General features: G+C 69.6%; 4 protein-coding genes and 1 pseudogene. All 5 read left to right on the forward strand.

Annotated features, from left to right (window positions below):
• The first annotated feature begins 408 nt into the window (after positions 1-408).
• The gene (locus GA0115259_RS32595; protein ID WP_141716782.1) at positions 409-783 is read left to right on the forward strand and encodes a hypothetical protein; all 375 of its coding nucleotides are present in this window, start codon (positions 409-411) and stop codon (positions 781-783) included.
• Positions 784-854: 71 nt separating this feature from the next.
• The gene (locus tag GA0115259_RS32600) at positions 855-2876 is read left to right on the forward strand and encodes a coiled-coil domain-containing protein (protein ID WP_093603646.1); all 2022 of its coding nucleotides are present in this window, start codon (positions 855-857) and stop codon (positions 2874-2876) included.
• A gap of 213 nt (positions 2877-3089) precedes the next feature.
• Positions 3090-3584, forward strand: a complete 495-nt coding sequence (locus GA0115259_RS32605; protein WP_093603648.1) for a hypothetical protein — start codon at positions 3090-3092, stop codon at positions 3582-3584.
• Positions 3581-3817, forward strand: a complete 237-nt coding sequence (locus GA0115259_RS32610; protein WP_093603650.1) for a hypothetical protein — start codon at positions 3581-3583, stop codon at positions 3815-3817. The genes GA0115259_RS32605 and GA0115259_RS32610 overlap by 4 nt, the downstream gene beginning before the upstream one ends.
• Before the next feature lie 152 nt (positions 3818-3969).
• Positions 3970-4835: pseudogene (locus tag GA0115259_RS32615) on the forward strand (ATP/GTP-binding protein); the annotation flags it as partial.

Raw genomic sequence — 4835 nt, forward strand, 5'->3', positions numbered from 1 at the left:
CACGTTCTGTCGGTTGCCTGCTCGGGCCCTCCCGGATCTCACCGGGAGGGCCCGAGTCGCAAGGGAGCCGGACAGCCCGGGTCAGCACCATCCGTAGAAGGGGTCACGCCTGTGCGCTACGTACTGATCGCCATGATGCTGCTGGTGCCGCCGCTGTTGGCCGCCGTCGCATTCCGGGCGTTCTTCGGTCCGGTTTCGCGCTGGCCGTATCACGGCTGAGGATCCGCGACCGGCATGGAGCGCTGAGTTTCGTTCCCGCCGGGCGGGAGCCCCGGACAGTTTTATTGCCACCCCCACAGCACTCTCCGAGCCGACAGCCCGCGCCTCGGGCGGTCGGCCTTTCCTACGCCTGATTCCGGGAAAGGCCCGGACTCACAAACCTGAGACGAGGTCACGATGCCTTACGACATGAGCCGGTTCGCGACGAACCGGTGGATCAAGACCCATCCGAACGGTGTCTACACCCACGGCTCGACCGAGCCCATCCTGAGCGTGCTGGACGTGCGCGGCTTCGAGGTGCGCGACCTGTTCCTGATCGGCTTCAACGACTCGTGCGGGACGCTCGTCCTGCCGACCGAGCGCCGGGCCCAGAACGCGGCGGCCGTTCTGGAGCCCGCCTTCGCCACCCGGGTCTACCTCTTCGGCAGCCGGGACGGCGAGGACGTGTGGGCCACCGACTACACCCGCCGCGCGCTGGACGGCACCACGCTGTCCGCGTTCATCACCAACCTCACCCTCACGGACGGCACCGTCGTCATCCGCGACGGCCGGTGGATCCGCTGACGACCCCTCCAGCCGCCCCTCCCCCCCACCAAGCCCGCGCCGGCCTCGCGCCCCGCACGAAAGGACCTGTTGTGACCAGCCGACGCCAGCCCGCCCGCAAGGCTGCCGCCAAGAAGACGACGGCCAGGACCGAAGCCACCACAGCCGCCGCGACGGCCGCTGCGAGCGAGGACACCGGTACGACGGCGGCCACTGCTCCCGCCCCCGTACCGACGCCGGTCGTCGATACCGAAGCGACCGTGACGGCCGCCCGCGCGGAGGCCGACCAGCTGCTCGCCGCCGCGCGCACCGAGGCCGAGGCCCTGCTCGCCAGAGCGCGCCGGCAGACGGCCGAGGCCGACAGCGCCGCACAGAAGGCACAGGCGGAAGCGGACAGCATCCTCACGGCCGCGAGGGAGCAGACCGAGCGGATGCGCAAGCTCACCGACGAACAGATCGCGGCGGCCGAGGAGACCGTCCAGCGCGCCCGCACGATCGCCGACGGCGACCTGGCGGCGGCCGAGCAGACCCTGGCCCGCCGTCGGCAGGCCGCAGAGAAGCTCCAGGCCGAGGCGGAAGCGGAGGCCGCCCGGATCGTGGAGGCAGCCCGCGCCCGCGCGGCACAGGTCCGTACCGAGGCCGAGAGGGACAAGGAGCGCGCCCGGGCCGAGGCCGAGGCCACCGCCGGGCACGCAGCGCACCTGGTGGAGGAGGCCAAGCACCGGGCCGCTGACCTGGTGTCCGCTGCCGAAGACGACGCCCACGCCCGCCGCGAGGCTGCGGCCGAGATGCGCCAGCAGGCAGAGAAGGACGCTGAGCAGCTGCGTGTCCAGGCTCGCGAGGAGGTCGAGACGGCCGAGGAGGACGCGGCCCGGATCCTGGACCACGCCCGCGGCCAGGCGGCCGAGGTGCTGCGCGAGGCCGAGCAGGACGCCGACGACCGGCGCGGGGAGGCCCGGCAGGTCCTCGAAGCCGCCCAGGCGCAGGCGGAGGAGGACGTCCTCAAGGTCCGCTCGATCGCGGAGGCCAAAGCAGCCGGCGCCATCTCCGGCGCGGAGAGCGCCGCGTCCGAGCGGATCACGGCGGCCGAGAAGGAGGCGGCCCGCCTTGTGGCCGCCGCCGAGACGGAAGCCGAGCAGGTGCGCTCCCGGTTCCGTGCCGAACAGCAGGCGGCGCGGCGGGAACTGGAGGCCACCCGCGAGGAGACCGCGAAGGCCCAGGCGCTCATCGCCCGCCAGGGGAAGGGGAAGAACTTCGTCAACACCTGGGGGCCGCGCGTGGCCCTGGGCGCGACGATCGTCCTCACCGCCTCCGGCGAGTTCGCCCTGGCCCAGCTGAGCGGCTGGCCCGCGGAGGTCGCCTGGGCGCTGCCGCTGGCGATCGACGTCTACGTCGTGCAGGCGTTCCGCCGGCACCGTGACGTCGCGGGCGCCCTGATCCTCATGGTCGCCGCGAACGCCATCTATCACCTCGCGGACGCCGGACTGGTCGGCGTCGACAAGAAGGGCGATCCGCTGTGGTGGCTCATCGTCGCGGTCGCAGCGATCGCCCCGTGGGTGATGTGGCGCATCCACCAGATCACCAAAGAGCCTGAGACGGACTCCGGTGAGACCGGCACCGGGAACCGAGCCGGACTGGATGAGACGACACACTCCACACCCGCCGGTGAGACCGGCCCGGCCCCGGTCTCCGGTCTCACCGGTCTCGGTGAGACGGTTCCCCACCCCCGCACCGCACCGGCACCCGTTGCCGAGACATGCGGGAGTGAGACGCCCCGGGCGCTTGAGACGGGCATCAGTGAGACAGGCGGGCTGGTGAGTACGGCTGAGACGGCGTCTCACGCGCGTGAGACGCGCAGGTCAGGCCATGAGACAAGTCCTTCGGGCAACAGTGCGGCTCCGGTCGCGCTGCGCTCCGCTGAGACAAGCCGCCCCGCGCTCGCCCGGGACGCTGAGATCGAGGGGCAGATCACCTCGCTGCTCAGTCTCATGTACCGGCGACAGGGTGTGGACACCGTCTCAGTCGACGAGGCCAAGGACGTCCTGGGCGTCTCACGCGCCACTGCCGGGCGCCGCCTTGAGATCGCACGGTCCCGCTTCAAGGTCGTCTCGTGAGACCACGCGGCACACACCGTCCGCCCACGGGCGACCAGCCCTGAAGGCCGCATCACTCAGCGGACCCGCTGGAAGCAAGGCCGGCGCCCCGCACCCGTCCGGCACACATCAGTGAGGGCCAGCCCATCCGTAGTGGGCTGGCCCTCGCTGCGACTGCCGGAAGCAGTCAACAGCCCCCGAGTACAGCAGATCCGACCCCCGTGGAGGACCCCCGTGAACACCGACACCGACAGGAACTTCTTTGACGACCCGAACGAGGCGCTGCGCGAGATCGCGAAGAACCCCGCCGCCTACGCGCACTACCTCGCGGACTTCAACCGGGTCGTGCTGGACATGCAGGCCAAGCTGGAGATCCTCCGGCGCGAGACCCGCGTGCACTGCCGCGGAACGCGTGTGGAGGGCGACAGGATGGGCCAGGCTTTCCTGCGCTCTTTCCCGGTGGAAAAATCCCTGAACGACATTCTCAAGAACCTCAAGAGCATTAGTTCGGGACTGGAAAAGAGCACCCACAAGCGCCACGCCCACGACGAAAAGGTGAAGGAGGTTAAGAGGCAGCGAAAGGAAAAGACGCAGATCGAGGCGCGTAAGAACAACCCGCCGCTCCAGGTCGCCCCGGAAAACCCGGGGCAGCAGGGTGCGCAGAGCTCGGATATGGGCTATGGTGGTCCCACGTCGATTTACAACCTGGACCGCAGGGAATCGGCGTGAGTGCAGGTCGCCCGCTCACGAGGGCCGAGCGGAAGAAATACAACCGTGCGCAACACGAGCGGAAAATCAGACAGGATCTGATCGCTGAACACGGCGTTGACCTCGGCACTTTCTACTACTGGCTCCGGCTCATGAATATCCGGGGCACGCAGGCATTCCGCGACGGAGACACGGTGTTCATCCGTGAGGTCGCGCTCGCCCTGGAGAACGTCTACCGCCGCTACGTCGGCTGACTCTCGCATTCCGCACGAAGGGCCGCCTCCGATCCCCTGGGGACGGCCCTTCGGCGATCCCAACGCGTGCCGCGCGTGTCGCGTGTCACGCGTGCCGCGCACGCGTGTACGCGAGGCCGGTGCCGGTTGTCAAGCCCAGGAGGAGGAGTCGCGTGTCCGACGACACCGACAGCAACGTTGTTCACCTCCCCGCTCGGGGCGGTGATTCCGGCGCGATGCCGGACGCTCCCGATGCCGGGGATCTCTTTTATTCCGAACCGCCGGACAGCAGTGCGGGTGATGGTGTCCCTCCGGAGTCCCCGGAAGAGACAACAATGGAAATCCCGGCTGTTCGCGAGCCGATTTCCCCGGAAACGGCGCTCCGCGAAACGGGAATTCCCGGCCCCCCGGATTCCGGGGGCGGAGAATACGAGGAAGAGGACGGAGAATATGTCCAGCGTCGTTCTCTTGCTGACCGTCTCGGTGACTGGCTGGAATACCGACTGGAAGTAGCGCGGGACCGGCACGCCGGAGAAGCGTCGTTCCGTGAGGCGGAAATCGCACGCAAGGCCGCGCTTGTGGAGGCCCGTACCGCCCGGGAAGTCGCGATGATGGAGCAGAATTCCAGGCTCCACACCGCGATGATGAAAGCGAAGGCCGACAAGGCGGTGGCCCGCGGCAAGGCCGACGCGGACCGCTCGCGGTCCTCCGGCTCCGGCATGGGTTCCGACAAGGGCGGCTCGAAGGCCGGCGGCTCCGGTGGCGGTGGCTCGGGCCGGGGCTCCGGCGGAGGCTCCGGGAGCGGCAACTCCCCCAAGAGCACCGGGAAGGGCTCTGATCGTTCCGCTGGCGGGCGCGGAGGCGGTTCGAAGGGCAATGAGTCGTCCGGCGGTCCCAAAGGCCGCCAGAACGGCTCTGGAGGATCTGGTACGGGCAAGGGAAGTCCGGGCAACTCCGGGTCCGGCAAGGGCGGTTCGAAGGGCGACGGCGGCAAGTCGAAGGATTTGCCAGCCGCCAGCCCCCGGGCCGAACGAGCCCG

The organism is Streptomyces sp. MnatMP-M17, from assembly GCF_900091995.1.
Lineage (GTDB): Bacteria > Actinomycetota > Actinomycetes > Streptomycetales > Streptomycetaceae > Streptomyces.